Here is a 12942-nt window from a genome sequence, read left to right on the forward strand (position 1 = left end):
GTAACATCTCGACATACATTCACTGCCTAGGCAGTTATTAGGTGAGCACATGAAGCATTTCACCCCAGACGAATTCCAGCATTGCCATCTCGGCCTGTTGCTCGGCCGTGCGGCCTTGCTCAAGGACAAGATCATCGACACCCACATGGAACCCCACGGCATCACCGCCGCGCAGTTCAAGGTGTTGATCATCATGGCCCAGTTCGGCGTCGACACCCCGGCCGAGCTGTGCCGGCATCTGTCGCTGGACAGCGGTTCGATGACTCGCATGCTCGATCGTCTGGAGCAGAAAGGCTTTCTGGTTCGCCAACGCAGCGAAGGCGATCGCCGTCAGGTGCAACTGAAACTCACCGAGCAGGGCCAGCAACTGGCCGATCGCCTGCCGCACATCGGCGCCGACGCCATGAATGAGCTGGCCGGCGCCGTGACCCCGGACGAGTTGAAAACCCTGGAATACATCCTCAAGAAAATTTTGCTGGCAGCCGGTGACCCCATCACCATCCAGCGGTTAGGTGAACACAATGAGCGGTAAAACCTTGCGCAGCAGCCTGACACTGGTGCTGTCGGCGATGATCCTCGCCGGTTGCGCCAACTACAGCGGCCTCGATACCCAGGGCGCCAGCCTCGATGCGAAAACCCTTGAGACCGGGCAATCGCTCAACGGCGTGACCCTGTCCCAGGCCGCCTGGCCGAAGAGCGACTGGTGGACCAGCCTCGGCGATCCGCAGCTCGACGGCCTGATTCGCGAAGCCCTGAAAGACAGCCCGGACATGCAGATCGCCGACGCCCGCGCCCATCAGGCCAGTGCCGCCGCGTACGCCGCCGATGCCGAGCGCTATCCGACCCTCGACGCCAGCGCCGGCATCAGCCGTTCGCGTCTGGCCCGAGATCAGGATCCGCTGGGGCAGGGCGGGGCTTACTCCACCGTGCGCAACATCAGCGCCGGCTTCAATTACAACTTCGACCTCTGGGGCGGTCAGCGTGACGCCTGGGAAGCCGCACTCGGTCAGGCCCGTGCCGCCGAAGTTGACCGTCAGGCCGCGCAACTGACCCTCGCCGCCGACGTGGCTCGGGCCTACAGCGATCTGGGTCAGGCGCACATCGTCTATGACCTGGCCAACGAAGATTTGAAGCGCACCAAACAGATGCTCGACCTGAGCCAGCGTCGTTTGAGCTCGGGGATCGACAGCCAGTACCAGTTCCAGCAGACCCAAAGTCTGGAAGCCAGCTCCGAAGCCAGCCTGATCGACGCCGAAAAACGCCTGAACAGCGCAAAAATCGCCCTGGCCGTGCTGCTCGGCAAAGGCCCGGATCGCGGCAACGAAATCGCTCGGCCGAAAGTCCTGCAAGCCAGCGCTGTCGCACTGCCATCGATGCTGCCGGCCGAACTGCTGGGCCGTCGCCCGGATCTGGTCGCGGCGCGCTGGCGTGTCGAGGCGGCAAGCAAGGACATCGATTCGGCCAAGACCCGCTTCTACCCCAACCTGAACCTGTCGGCTTCGGCCGGTGCCGAATCCTTGTTGGGGGACGCGATGTTCGGTTCCGCCAGTCGCTTCTTCAACATTGCCCCGACGATTTCGGTGCCGATCTTCGATGGCGGACGTCTGCGCGCCAACCTCGATGCCCGCGACGCCGATTACGACCTCGCCGTGGCGCAGTACAACAAAAGCCTGGTGAAAGCCCTGGGCGATGTCAGCGACACGATCAACCAGCTGCGTGACATCGGCCGGCAGATCGGCGCCCAGCAGCACGCGACCGAGATTGCCCAGGACTCTTACAACACCGTCGTCCAGCGTTACGGTTCCGGCATCGGCAACTACCTGGACGTGCTCAGCATCGAGCAGCAATTGCTGCAGGCCCAGCGTCAGCTGGCCAACCTGAATGCCGAGCAGATCGACCTGTCGATTCAACTGATGCAAGCGCTGGGCGGCGGCTTCCAGGGTGAAACCCTGACCGCAGCCAACGCCACCCCAGCCACGCCGCACAACTAATTCAAGGTACTTGTCATGGCCACTGCCGAAAACACACAAGCTCAAGACAACGCCCAGGACACTGGCAATCCGCGCAAACGCAAGGTGATGCTGCTGGTACTGGCCGTTGTGGTTGCCCTCGCCGGTGCCGGCGTCTGGGCGTATCACGAATTCATCGGGCGCTGGAGCGAAAGCACCGACGACGCCTACGTCAACGGCAACGTGGTGGAAATCACTCCGCTGGTGACCGGCACCGTGGTCAGCATCGGTGCCGACGATGGTGATCTGGTGCATGAAGGCCAGGTGCTGATCAACTTCGACCCGAACGATGCCGAAGTCGGCCTGCAAAGTGCCAAGGCCAATCTGGCCCGCACCGTGCGTCAGGTTCGCGGCCTGTACAGCAACGTCGACGGCATGAAGGCCCAGGTCAATGCGCAACAGGCCGAAGTGCAGAAAGCCCAGGACAACTTCAACCGCCGGAAAAACCTCGCGGCCGGCGGGGCGATTTCCCAGGAAGAACTGTCCCACGCTCGCGATGACCTGACCTCGGCGCAAAACGCCCTGGCCAACGCCAGGCAGCAGCTGAAAACCACCAGCGCGCTGGTCGATGACACCGTGGTCTCCTCGCACCCGGACGTGATGGCCGCCGCCGCGCAACTGCGCCAGGCCTACCTGACCAACGCGCGCAGCACCTTGATTGCGCCGGTCACCGGTTATGTCGCCAAACGCACCGTGCAACTTGGCCAGCGTGTGCAGCCGGGCACCGCGCTGATGGCGGTGATCCCGCTGGATCAGCTGTGGATCGACGCCAACTTCAAGGAAACCCAACTGCGTGACATGCGCATCGGCCAACCGGTGGAGATCGAGTCGGACATCTACGGCAGCGACGTCAAGTTCAACGGCACCATCGATAGCCTCGGCGCGGGCACCGGCAGCGCGTTCGCCCTGTTGCCGGCGCAGAACGCCACCGGTAACTGGATCAAGATCGTGCAACGTGTGCCGGTACGGATTCACGTCAACGCCGAAGAGCTGGCCAAACACCCGCTGCGCGTCGGCCTGTCGACCAATGTCGAGGTCAACCTGCACGACCAGAGCGGTCCGGTACTGGCCCAGCAGCCGCCGCAAAAGGCCTCGTTCAGCACCAACGTCTACGACCGCCAACTGGCCGAAGCCGACGCGATGATCACCCAGTTGATCCACGACAACAGCGCGGCGGTCAGCAAGACTGCGCAACGCTGACTTCTTTCCCCCTGTGGGAGCGGGCTTGCTCCCACAAAGGGCAGCTTTGTCCGTAACAGACACGGCGCCAACCCGGCTTCATAGGATTCGCGATGAGCAATAACGCCTCTTTCACGCCGCCCAGCCTGTTGCTCAGCACCATCGGCCTGTCGCTGGCGACCTTCATGCAGGTGCTCGACACCACCATCGCCAACGTGGCGCTGCCGACCATTTCCGGCAACCTCGGCGTGAGTTCGGAGCAGGGCACCTGGGTCATCACCTCGTTCGCCGTGAGCAACGCCATTGCGCTGCCGCTCACCGGCTGGCTGAGCCGTCGCTTCGGCGAGGTGAAGCTGTTTCTGTGGGCGACCATCCTGTTTGTGCTGGCTTCGTTCCTCTGCGGTATTTCCACGTCGATGCCGGAACTGATCGGCTTCCGCGTGCTGCAAGGCCTGGTGGCCGGGCCGTTGTACCCGATGACCCAGACACTGCTGATTGCGGTGTATCCGCCGGCGAGGCGGGGCATGGCCCTGGCGTTGCTGGCGATGGTTACGGTGGTGGCGCCGATTGCCGGGCCGATCCTCGGCGGCTGGATCACCGACAGTTACAGCTGGCCGTGGATTTTCTTCATCAACGTGCCGATCGGGATCTTCGCGGTGATGGTGGTGCGCCAGCAGCTGGCCAAACGCCCGGTGGTCACCAGCCATCAGCCGATGGATTACGTCGGGCTGATCACGCTGATCATCGGCGTGGGCGCGTTGCAGGTGATCCTCGACAAGGGCAATGACCTGGACTGGTTCGAGTCGAACTTCATCATCATCGGCGCGGCGATTTCGGTGATCGCGCTGGCGGTGTTCGTGATCTGGGAAATGACCGACCAGCATCCGGTGGTCAACCTGCGGCTATTTGCCTATCGCAACTTCCGCATCGGCACGCTGGTGCTGGTGTTGGGTTACGCCGGGTTCTTCGGCATCAACCTGATCCTGCCGCAGTGGTTGCAGACCCAGATGGGCTACACCGCGACCTGGGCCGGTCTGGCGGTGGCACCGATCGGTATTCTGCCGGTGCTGCTGTCGCCGTTTGTCGGCAAGTACGCGCACAAGTTCGACCTGCGCCTGCTGGCCGGGCTGGCGTTCTTGGCGATCGGTCTGAGCTGCTTCATGCGCGCCGAGTTCACCAACGAAGTGGACTTCCAGCACATCGCTCTGGTGCAGTTGTTCATGGGGATTGGGGTGGCGCTGTTCTTCATGCCGACCTTGAGCATTCTGATGTCGGACCTGCCGCCGAGCCAGATTGCCGATGGTGCGGGTCTGGCGACGTTCCTGCGGACATTGGGCGGCAGTTTTGCGGCGTCGTTGACGACGTGGATCTGGATTCGCCGGGCGGATCAGCATCATGCCTATATGAGCGAGAGCATCAGCACCTATGAGCCGGCGACCCGTGAAGCGTTGAATCAGTTGGGCGGGGCGAGCAATCCGGCGTATGCGCAGCTGGATCATGTGCTGACGAGTCAGGCGTACATGCTTTCCACCGTGGATTACTTCACGTTGTTGGGGTGGGGGTTCATGGGGTTGATTCTGATTGTGTGGCTGGCTAAACCGCCGTTTGCTGCGAAGGCAGGGCCGGCCGCCAGCGGTCACTAAGTCAGGCAGATCGTTCCCACGCTCTGCGTGGGAATGCAGCCCGGGACGCTCCGCGTCCCATGCCGAAGCGGACGCGGAGCGTCCATTGAGGCATTCCCACGCAGAGCGTGGGAACGATCAACTAAGTCCGGGAACGATCAGGCGGTGGCGGGGGCGGGCAGTGCTGGCGGCGGTGCGAAGTCGAATGGCGCCAACGCAAACCCGTTCTCATCCACCTGCAACGCCCAACCCTGACGATCCCAATCCCCCAGCACAATCCGCTTCGCCGCCTGATCGCCGATCTGCAACTTGTGGATCGCCGGGCGATGGGTGTGCCCGTGAACCAGGGTTTTCACCCCGTATTCCTGCATGATCCGCGGAATTTCCTCCGGCGTGACATCGACGATGTCATTGGCCTTCATCCGCGTCTGCGCCCGGCTTTCGTTGCGCAGCTTGCGCGCAAGTTTGTGCCGGGTGCGCAACGGCAGGTTGCGCAGGATGAACAGGCTCAGCGGATTGCGCAGGTAGCGGCGCAGCTTCATGTAGGCTTCGTCGCGGGTGCACAGGCTGTCGCCGTGCATCAGCAATACGGGCTCGCCGTAAAACTGCACGACACTCGGGTCCTTCAACAGCGTGCAGCCGGCCTGCTTGCAGAAGGCCTTGCCGAGCATGAAGTCGCGATTGCCGTGCATCAGAAATATCGCCGTGCCGCTGTCGCTGAGTTCGCGCAGGGCCTGGCAGATGGAACGCTGGAAGGGCGTCATGGCGTCGTCGCCAATCCACGCTTCGAAGAAGTCGCCCAGAATGTACAACGCACTCGCCGAGCGGGCGCGTCCGGCGAGCAAATCCAGAAACGCCCGGGTAATGTCCGGGCGCTCCTCTTCCAGATGCAAGTCTGAAATCAGCAATATCACGCTTCGATGATCTCGGCTTTCTCGATGATCACGTCGTCTGCGGGTACGTCCTGGTGGCCTGCCTTGGACGTGGTGGAAACGCCTTCGATCTTGTCGACAACGTCGGTGCCCGAAACCACTTTACCGAACACGGCATAACCCCAGCCCTGAGCGGTCTTGGCGGTGTGGTTCAGGAAGCTGTTGTCGGAGGCGTTGATGAAGAACTGTGCCGAAGCCGAATGCGGGTCCATGGTGCGGGCCATGGCGATGGTGTACTTGTCGTTCTTCAGACCGTTGTCGGCTTCGTTCTGGATGCTCGGGCTCTTGTCTTTCTTTTCTTTCATGCCTGGCTCGAAACCGCCGCCCTGGATCATGAAGCCTTTGATTACGCGGTGGAACACGACGTTCTCGTAGTGACCTTTCTTGACGTATTCGATGAAGTTGGCGGTGGTGAGAGGCGCCTTTTCAGCGTTCAGTTCGATGACGATGTCACCGAAGTTGGTGGTCAATTTAACTTGAGTCATGATCGATGCTCTTTATAAGGAATTCGTGGGTATTGGGACATTTGGGCCCCGTACCGGTTCAGCCCGTGAGGGCCAAGGTGCGCAGTTTAGCGTGACAGGCGCGAATTTCGAGGCTGTTTTTCAAAACCCGGCGATTAAATGCATTCCTTTTAAGCCCTGCTCTGTCAGGGGCTTGACAGCATCGGCTATGATAGCCGCTTTGTTTTGTCAGGCCCGTGTCCCGGCCGCGCACTGTATGTTCAAGGATCCTATGAGCAAGCCCACTGTCGACCCTACCTCGAATTCCAAGACCGGCCCCGTTACGCCGGTCAATTTCCTGCGCCCGATCATCCAGGCGGACCTGGACTCGGGTAAGCACACGCAGATCGTCACCCGTTTCCCGCCTGAGCCCAACGGCTACCTGCACATCGGCCACGCCAAGTCGATCTGTGTGAACTTCGGCCTGGCCCAGGAGTTCGGCGGCGTCACTCACCTGCGTTTCGACGACACCAACCCGGCCAAGGAAGACCAGGAATACATCGACGCGATCGAAAGCGACGTCAAATGGCTGGGCTTCGAATGGTCCGGCGAAGTGCGCTACGCCTCGCAATACTTCGACCAGTTGCACGACTGGGCCGTTGAACTGATCAAGGCCGGCAAGGCCTACGTCGACGACCTGACGCCCGAGCAAGCCAAGGAATACCGTGGCAGCCTGACCGAGCCGGGCAAGAACAGCCCGTTCCGGGACCGTTCGGTGGAAGAGAACCTGGACTGGTTCGCCCGCATGCGCGCCGGTGAGTTCCCGGACGGTGCCCGCGTACTGCGTGCCAAGATCGACATGGCCTCGCCGAACATGAACCTGCGCGACCCGATCATGTACCGCATCCGCCACGCCCATCACCACCAGACCGGTGACAAGTGGTGCATCTACCCGAACTACGACTTCACCCACGGTCAGTCGGACGCCATCGAAGGCATCACCCACTCGATCTGCACCCTGGAGTTCGAAAGCCATCGTCCGCTGTACGAGTGGTTCCTCGACGCACTGCCAGTGCCGGCGCACCCGCGTCAGTACGAGTTCAGCCGTCTGAACCTCAATTACACCATCACCAGCAAGCGCAAGCTCAAGCAACTGGTTGACGAGAAACACGTCAACGGCTGGGACGATCCGCGCATGTCGACGCTGTCGGGCTTCCGCCGCCGTGGCTACACCCCGGCGTCGATCCGCAACTTCTGCGAAATGATCGGCACCAACCGTTCCGACGGCGTGGTCGATTTTGGCATGCTCGAGTTCAGCATCCGTCAGGACCTGGACGCGAACGCCCCGCGCGCCATGTGCGTGCTGCGTCCGTTGAAAGTCGTGATCACCAACTACCCGGAAGGCCAGATCGAGAACCTCGAACTGCCGCGTCATCCGCAGAAAGAAGAACTTGGCGTGCGCCAGCTGCCGTTCGCCCGTGAAATCTACATCGACCGCGATGACTTCATGGAAGAACCGCCAAAAGGCTACAAGCGCCTGGAGCCGAACGGCGAAGTGCGTCTGCGCGGCAGCTACGTGATCCGTGCCGACGAAGCGATCAAGGACGCCGACGGCAACATCGTCGAACTGCGTTGCTCCTACGATCCGGACACCTTGGGCAAGAACCCTGAAGGCCGCAAGGTCAAGGGCGTGATCCACTGGGTGCCGGCCGCTGCCAGCATCGAGTGCGAAGTGCGTCTGTACGATCGCCTGTTCCGTTCTCCGAACCCGGAGAAGGCCGAAGACAGCGCGAGTTTCCTGGACAACATCAACCCTGACTCACTGCAAGTGCTGACCGGTTGTCGTGCTGAACCCTCGCTGGGCAACGCACAGCCGGAAGACCGTTTCCAGTTCGAGCGCGAAGGCTACTTCGTCGCGGATATCAAGGACTCGAAACCAGGTCAGCCGGTATTCAACCGTACCGTGACCCTGCGCGATTCGTGGGGCCAGTGATCAAGTCTTAAGGAAACACCGTGCTTACGATCTACAACACGCTCACCAAGAGCAAAGAAGTCTTCAAGCCGCTGGATGGCAACAAGGTGCGCATGTACGTCTGCGGGATGACCGTGTACGACTACTGCCACCTGGGCCACGGCCGCAGCATGGTCGCGTTCGACCTGGTGACCCGCTGGTTGCGGTTCAGCGGTTATGACCTGACCTACGTGCGCAACATCACCGACATCGACGACAAGATCATCAACCGGGCCAACGAGAACGGCGAGTCGTTCGAAGCGTTGACCGAGCGCATGATCGCGGCGATGCACGAAGACGAAGCGCGCCTGAACATCCAGAAGCCGGACATGGAGCCGCGCGCCACGGATCACATCCCTGGCATGCACGCGATGATCCAGACCCTGATCGACAAGGGTTACGCCTACGCCCCGGGCAATGGCGACGTGTACTACCGCGTCGGCAAGTTCATGGGCTACGGCAAGCTGTCGCGCAAGAAGATCGAAGACCTGCGCATCGGTGCGCGGATCGAGGTCGACGAAGCCAAGGAAGATCCGCTGGACTTCGTGCTGTGGAAAGGCGTCAAGCCGGGCGAGCCGAGCTGGGAATCGCCGTGGGGCGCCGGGCGTCCGGGCTGGCACATCGAGTGCTCGGTGATGTCCACCTGCTGCCTCGGTGAGACCTTCGACATTCATGGCGGCGGCAGCGACCTCGAGTTCCCGCACCACGAAAACGAAATCGCCCAGAGCGAAGCGGCCACCGGCAAGACCTACGCCAACGCGTGGATGCATTGCGGCATGATCCGTATCAATGGCGAGAAGATGTCCAAGTCCTTGAACAACTTCTTCACCATTCGCGACGTGCTCGACAAGTACCACCCGGAAGTCGTGCGTTACCTGCTGGTGTCGAGCCACTACCGCAGCGCGATCAACTACTCGGAAGACAACCTCAAGGACGCCAAGGGCGCACTGGAGCGTTTCTACCACGCGTTGAAAGGCCTGCCGAACGTGGCACCTGCTGGCGGCGAAGCGTTCGTCGAGCGTTTCACCACGGTGATGAACGACGACTTCGGCACGCCGGAAGCCTGCGCGGTGCTGTTCGAGATGGTGCGTGAGATCAACCGTCTGCGTGAGAGCGATCTCGATGCCGCGGCCGGTCTGGCGGCGCGTCTGAAAGAACTGGCCAGCGTGCTGGGTGTGTTGCAGCTCGAAGCCGACGACTTCCTGCAAGCTGGTGCCGAAGGGCGCGTGGATGCAGCCGAAGTCGAGGCGCTGATCGCTGCGCGTCTGGCGGCACGTGCCGGCAAGGACTGGGCCGAATCCGACCGCATCCGCGACCAGCTCACCGCCATGGGCGTGGTGCTGGAAGACGGCAAGGGCGGCACGACCTGGCGTCTGGCTGACTGATCGCTGCGCTTGCTACAAACAAAACCCGCCTTGTGCGGGTTTTTGTTTTTCGGTTCGCATTGATCGTTCCCACGCTCCGCGTGGGAATGCAGCCCGGGACGCTCCGCGTCCCATGCCGAAGCGGACGCGGAGCGTCCAATGAGGCGTTCCCACGCAGACGGTTCGACGCCTCGACGTGGGAACGATCCAGACAATGTGTGATTGCTTTTGGCATTCGCATAGGTCTTGATAGCGCACGCGGCAGGATGCTCATCAGCGGCGAATCCGGAAGGGAGGAATCATGGCTAATCACTATCGCGAGTTGGTATCGACACCCGGCGCGACCGGGCTGATCCTCGCGAGCTCTATTGCCCGACTGCCCCAGGCAATGATCGGCATCGGCATCATCACCATGCTGGTGCAGCAGACCGGCGTTTACTGGCTGGCCGGCGCAGTCGCCGGTACGTTTACCCTGGCCAATGCGCTGCTCGGCCCGCGCATCTCGAAACAGGTTGATCGGCGTGGCCAGAGTCGCGTGCTGCCCGTCGTCACGGCGTTCAGCATCATCATGTTGCTGGCGCTGATTGTTGCCGTGCACCTGAGGGCGCCCGCCGCGCTGTTTTTTGTGCTGGCGGCACTGGCGGGGACGATGCCGAGCATGCCGTCCATGATCCGGGCACGCTGGACGCAATTGTTTCGTGGCAAGCCGCAACTGCACACCGCGTTCTCGCTGGACACGGTCCTCACCGAACTGGCTTATATCATCGGCCCGCCACTGGCGATCGGTTTGAGCGTGAGTTTTTTCGCGGAGGCCGGGCCGCTGGTGGCGGTGGGGCTGCTGGCCGTCGGCGTGACGGCGTTTCTCATGCAGCGTCAGACCGAACCGAAAGTCGTGGCGGGCAACCGGAAAAACAGTGGTTCGACCCTGCTGATTCCCGGCGTTCGCACCATTGTCCTCGCGCTGCTGGCGATGGGCGCCATTGGCGGATCGATCGATGTCGCCGTTGTAGCGTTCGCCAATGCCCAGGGCTGGCCAGCCTCCGCTACCTTCATCCTCGCCGCCTATGCGTTCGGCTCGCTGGTGGCGGGCCTGACCTTCGGCGCGTTGCGGGTTTCGCTAGCGATTGAAAAGCAGTTCTTTATCGGGATCCTGGTCACGGCAGTCACCGGCGTATTGCCGATTTTCTCACCGGACGTTTATGTCCTTACCGCGATGCTGTTTATCGCCGGCATCTCGTTCGCGCCGACCATGGTTGTGGTCATGAAGCTGGGGACGATCATCATTCCTGCCGCGAGGATGACCGAAGGCCTGACGTGGATGACCACCGGAATCAGCATCGGCGTGGCGCTCGGCGGCATGCTGGCGGGGCTGGTGATTGATGCTTTTGGTGCACGGGCAGGGTTCGCGGTCGCGATTGCTGCAGGTCTGATGATGATGGTCGTGGTGCTGATGGGCCTGCGGACGTTGGCGGCCGCATCGGCTGCGCCTGTTGAGCCGACCGTTTCGGCCTGACCGGCTATGGGGGCGCTCAGCTTTCAAGCTGCCGCAATCGCTTGTACAGCGTATTGCGGCTCACCCCCAATCGCCGAGCCAGGTGGGAAATATTCCCGCCGGCCAGTTGCAACTCCCGGTTCAGCGCCTCGGCATCGTTCAGGTCGATGCCCAACGGCTCGGCCGCTTCAACCGGCTCCATCTCCAGATCGACAAAAAAATCGTCCGGCAAATGCTCGGGCCTAATCGGTTGCTCCTCGGCCATCGCCAGCGCCACCTGCATCACGCTGCTGACCTGACGCAGATTGCCCGGCCACGGGTGCCGCTCGAACAGCTCCAGCACCTCACGACTCAATCCCGCCCACTGCGACGGCTCGCGATGTTGTTCCCACAGGCGTTTGAACAGCGCCTGCTTGTCGCTGCGCTCGCGAAGCGGTGGTAATTCGAGAGTCAGGCCGCCGATGCGGTAGTACAAGTCTTCGCGAAAGCGCCCCAGTTGCACCTGTTCCCGAAGCGAACGGTTGGTGGCGGAGATGATCCGCAGATCCACCGGGAACAGCTCGCTGCTGCCCACCGGTTGCACGCAGCGCTCCTGCAGCACCCGCAACAGCCGGGCCTGGGTCGGCAGCGGCATGTCGCCGATCTCGTCGAGGAACAGCGTGCCTTTGTCGGCCTTGCGGATCAGGCCGATGCTGCCTTTCTGGTTGGCACCGGTGAACGCACCTTTCTCGTAACCGAACAGCTCTGACTCCACCAGTTCGGCGGGGATCGCTGCGCAGTTGACGGCAATGAACGCCTGTTTGCTGCGGGAGCTGGCATGGTGCAGGGCCTTGACGAAGACTTCCTTGCCGACCCCGGTTTCGCCGTGAATCAGCAGCGGGATGTCCTTTTCCAGCAGACGTTCAGCCTGGCGCACGGCTTTCTCCACGCGACTGTCGCCGAAGTGCAAAGTGCTCAGGCTGATGGCCGTCGGTGCGGCGACTTTCGGTTCGGCGGTTCTTGTTTCAGTGAAGACACGCGCCTGAACCGGCGCCTGTTTAGGTCGCTTCAACAAACACTGGAAACGATTGCGCCCGGAGGTCTGCAAGGCGAACGGCAAACCGTCCGGCTGATTGATCAACTCCAGCAACGAGACCTTGAACAGACTCTCAACGCTGACCCGCGACAAGCGCACACCCAGCAGATTGTCGGCCCGACGGTTGGCCGACAGCACCTGACCGCTCTCATCAAAGATCAGCAGCCCGGCCCACTGGCTGTCGAGATTGTTCAACCCGGTGTTGAAGGTCAGTTGAAAGTGCTGGCCATGGAACAGGTTGAGGATCAGCCGGTTTTCCACGGTCTGGCTCATCATCTTGACCATGCCGAGGGTGTGCGAGGGCGGCAGGTAGCTGTCGCTGGACACATCGAGTACGGCGATGACCTTGCGCTCGGCATCGAAAATCGGTGCGGCGGAACCGGTCATGAAGCGGTTGGCCTTGAGAAAGTGTTCATCGTGTTCGATGTGCACCGCCTGCTCGCAGGCCAGCGCAGTTCCGATGGCGTTGGTGCCGCTGGCGCGTTCGATCCAACTCGCTCCCGGTTGAAAACCCCGCGCCAGACTCGGCTCGATAAAGCGTTGCGTGCCCCACGAGGTCAGCACCTGGCCCTGATTGTCGGCGAGCATGATCAGGCAGTTGGAATTGCTGAGGATGTTTTCGTAGTAGGGCAAGACTTCCTGGTGGGTGGTCTGCACCAGCGCGTGATGGCTGTCGAGCAGATGCGCGATGCCGGCGGCGGGCAACTGATCAAAGGCCGGGGCGCTTTGGTGATCCAGACCGAACGCGCGGCAACGTTGCCAGGAACTCTGGACGAGGGCGTCGTGGGACAGCGGCGGGGCAGTTGCGGCCATGA

At 61.8% G+C, this 12942-nt stretch carries 10 protein-coding genes; 7 read left to right on the forward strand and 3 right to left on the reverse strand.

Annotation, left to right across the window (positions count from 1 at the left end):
* Positions 1-49: 49 nt before the first annotated feature.
* From ACM6JM_RS25460 to ACM6JM_RS25475, 4 genes are all read left to right on the forward strand, one after another.
* Complete coding sequence (locus ACM6JM_RS25460; RefSeq protein ID WP_011334990.1) at positions 50-532, forward strand: MarR family winged helix-turn-helix transcriptional regulator; 483 nt, start codon at positions 50-52, stop codon at positions 530-532.
* Positions 522-1991, forward strand: coding sequence for an efflux transporter outer membrane subunit (locus ACM6JM_RS25465; RefSeq protein WP_414882723.1), 1470 nt, complete (start codon positions 522-524; stop codon positions 1989-1991). The genes ACM6JM_RS25460 and ACM6JM_RS25465 overlap by 11 nt, the downstream gene beginning before the upstream one ends.
* 15 nt (positions 1992-2006) lie before the next feature.
* Positions 2007-3209, forward strand: a complete 1203-nt coding sequence (locus ACM6JM_RS25470) for an efflux RND transporter periplasmic adaptor subunit (RefSeq protein WP_414882724.1) — start codon at positions 2007-2009, stop codon at positions 3207-3209.
* A gap of 92 nt (positions 3210-3301) precedes the next feature.
* Entirely contained in the window at positions 3302-4831 is a 1530-nt protein-coding gene (locus ACM6JM_RS25475) for a DHA2 family efflux MFS transporter permease subunit (protein WP_085690026.1), read from the forward strand.
* A gap of 137 nt (positions 4832-4968) precedes the next feature.
* Here the strand turns inward: ACM6JM_RS25475 and lpxH are convergent, their stop codons facing one another.
* Both lpxH and ACM6JM_RS25485 read right to left on the reverse strand, forming a co-directional pair.
* On the reverse strand, positions 4969-5724 hold the full coding sequence (gene lpxH, locus ACM6JM_RS25480; RefSeq protein WP_414882725.1) for a UDP-2,3-diacylglucosamine diphosphatase: 756 nt from the start codon (positions 5722-5724) through the stop codon (positions 4969-4971).
* A complete protein-coding gene (locus ACM6JM_RS25485) occupies positions 5721-6227 on the reverse strand; it encodes a peptidylprolyl isomerase (protein ID WP_039767476.1) in 507 nt (168 codons plus the stop codon). Before ACM6JM_RS25485 ends, lpxH begins: the two co-directional genes overlap by 4 nt.
* Before the next feature lie 250 nt (positions 6228-6477).
* On the opposite strand from ACM6JM_RS25485, the gene ACM6JM_RS25490 reads away from it, so the two are divergent.
* From ACM6JM_RS25490 to ACM6JM_RS25500, 3 genes are all read left to right on the forward strand, one after another.
* Positions 6478-8178: a glutamine--tRNA ligase/YqeY domain fusion protein gene (locus tag ACM6JM_RS25490; RefSeq protein WP_414882726.1), complete on the forward strand. Its 1701-nt coding sequence runs from the start codon at positions 6478-6480 to the stop codon at positions 8176-8178.
* A 20-nt stretch (positions 8179-8198) separates the two neighbouring features.
* On the forward strand, positions 8199-9581 hold the full coding sequence (gene cysS, locus ACM6JM_RS25495) for a cysteine--tRNA ligase (RefSeq protein ID WP_039767472.1): 1383 nt from the start codon (positions 8199-8201) through the stop codon (positions 9579-9581).
* 280 nt (positions 9582-9861) lie between these two features.
* Positions 9862-11073 carry an MFS transporter gene (locus ACM6JM_RS25500; protein ID WP_414882727.1) on the forward strand — a complete coding sequence of 404 codons (1212 nt, stop codon included), beginning with the start codon at positions 9862-9864 and terminating at the stop codon, positions 11071-11073.
* Between the two features lie 16 nt (positions 11074-11089).
* On the opposite strand, the gene ACM6JM_RS25505 is transcribed toward ACM6JM_RS25500, so the two are convergent.
* Entirely contained in the window at positions 11090-12940 is a 1851-nt protein-coding gene (locus ACM6JM_RS25505) for a sigma-54-dependent Fis family transcriptional regulator (RefSeq protein WP_414882728.1), read from the reverse strand.
* Between the last annotated feature and the right edge of the window lie 2 nt (positions 12941-12942).

Origin of the sequence: Pseudomonas sp. IT-P2 (assembly GCF_949767575.1) — a bacterium.
GTDB classification, from domain to species: Bacteria; Pseudomonadota; Gammaproteobacteria; order Pseudomonadales; family Pseudomonadaceae; genus Aquipseudomonas; species Aquipseudomonas pharyngis.

Coding starts and splice junctions, on each gene's coding strand:
- ACM6JM_RS25460 (WP_011334990.1), top strand. CDS start 50: ATGAAGCATTTCACCCCAGACGAATTCCAGCATTGCCATCTCGGCCTG.
- ACM6JM_RS25465 (WP_414882723.1), top strand. CDS start 522: ATGAGCGGTAAAACCTTGCGCAGCAGCCTGACACTGGTGCTGTCGGCG.
- ACM6JM_RS25470 (WP_414882724.1), top strand. CDS start 2,007: ATGGCCACTGCCGAAAACACACAAGCTCAAGACAACGCCCAGGACACT.
- ACM6JM_RS25475 (WP_085690026.1), top strand. CDS start 3,302: ATGAGCAATAACGCCTCTTTCACGCCGCCCAGCCTGTTGCTCAGCACC.
- ACM6JM_RS25485 (WP_039767476.1), bottom strand. CDS start 6,227: ATGACTCAAGTTAAATTGACCACCAACTTCGGTGACATCGTCATCGAA.
- ACM6JM_RS25490 (WP_414882726.1), top strand. CDS start 6,478: ATGAGCAAGCCCACTGTCGACCCTACCTCGAATTCCAAGACCGGCCCC.
- ACM6JM_RS25500 (WP_414882727.1), top strand. CDS start 9,862: ATGGCTAATCACTATCGCGAGTTGGTATCGACACCCGGCGCGACCGGG.
- ACM6JM_RS25505 (WP_414882728.1), bottom strand. CDS start 12,940: ATGGCCGCAACTGCCCCGCCGCTGTCCCACGACGCCCTCGTCCAGAGT.